The following is a 1466-nucleotide window of genomic DNA, read 5'->3' on the forward strand; positions in this document are numbered from 1 at the left end:
GATGTGAGCGGTCAAGCCCCCGCAAGGGTTTCGCGAAAACTTCAAAGAGCCATTGAACCTGGTCAGCAATATATGTGCTGTGGGAATCCCGAGGCCGAAGCCGTCGGTGTTTCTCTGCCGGGCTTGATCGACGCGGAAGAACGGTTCCAATAATGATGGGAATTGATCCTCGTCCACCCCAGGGCCTTGATCGATGATGTCTATCGTATAGCCGCTTTTACCGACACGGACCGCAACCTCAGCCGAGCCAGCAAACTGAACGGCATTTTCTATCAGCGCATTGATTGAGCGCTTGAGGGGCTCTTTGAATGTCTTGATGACGATATTCGTCATACCGATCAACGTAACTGCTTCTCCGTAGCGGCTCGTTACGTCCACCAGCAATTCGCCGAGATTGACCTCTTCAGGATCGCTCTGAAGGAGTTGTGCGCCAAGATAGCTTTCGAGGGAATCCAGCAATCGGACCATCTCGTCGACGCTTTGGTCATGTATGCCGACGAGTTCCTTGTCTTCAATCATTCCAGAGATCGTTTTAAGTCTGGATAACGGAGTGCGAAGATCGTGCCCTATAGCCCGATACGATTTAGTCTGATCACTCAAAATGCGATCAATTCGTTCCTGCATCGCGTTCATTGCGTGCGCCAGATCCCGAAGGTCTCGAGGCCCCATTTCAGCGACCTGGACCTTGCGCCCCTGACCAATTCGCTCGGCCGCATCAGTAAGGCTGCGCAATGGCTTCGAAACCAGGTACAAGAGCGCCAGACCGATAACCAGAAATGCAGCCGTGATCAGTGTGGTGAGAACCATGGCCCGCCAGGCGACTGGCCACATGCTTGTTATGTCTCGCGAGACGAAGTTGAGCCAGGTACCATCGTCCAGCTGCAAGGAGCCCTCCAGATCGCGGCTGTTGTTGTTCGACTGCGATGTCGATAGATGGAGGGGCCTTCCGGCCAATGACGGCTCCCATGCTATGATGTCTTCACCGATGCCAGTCAGCATTTGATCACCGCTCGAACCTTCCACGTTCGGCGCCGGCGATACGTCTACGGCGAGGTATCGCGTGGTCATGTTTGCCGCCATCTGATCGGGCGCAAGTTTGTGCATTCTCTGCCCCACGACGAGAAGTTCGGCGACGCGCCGTGCATGGTCGTCCTGAAGCGTCTGGCGATCAATAAGTTGATAGAATACGAGACTGCCGGCGAGTTGGATGATGCCAAGAGCCAAAAATACGGCGGCGACATAAACCCCAAATCCGTGAGCCTTAAAGCTGCCTATCGGTGAACGTTTCAAACCTCTTCATCCATTACAGGCCATTCTGGCTACAGTTGCGAGAGTCCTTCGCAAGCTTTTTAGCGGTGAAGAAAATTATAAGAACGCTTGCGCCTTATATTCTGGTGAAAAATTTCTCAGCAAAATAGCACTATGAGCCGAACGTCTGTTCTGCGCTACCTATCTCCACAAGCCGA

General features: G+C 53.2%; 1 protein-coding gene. It reads right to left on the reverse strand.

Annotation, left to right across the window (positions count from 1 at the left end; all coding sequences use genetic code 11):
* The coding region (locus ACIGGE_RS17965) for an ATP-binding protein (protein WP_397491369.1) at positions 1 to 1290 on the reverse strand (1290 nt) is incomplete at its 3' end.
* Between the last annotated feature and the right edge of the window lie 176 nt (positions 1291 to 1466).

Origin of the sequence: Qipengyuania sp. NPDC077410 (assembly GCF_044543405.1) — a bacterium.
GTDB classification, from domain to species: domain Bacteria; phylum Pseudomonadota; class Alphaproteobacteria; order Sphingomonadales; family Sphingomonadaceae; genus Qipengyuania; species Qipengyuania pacifica.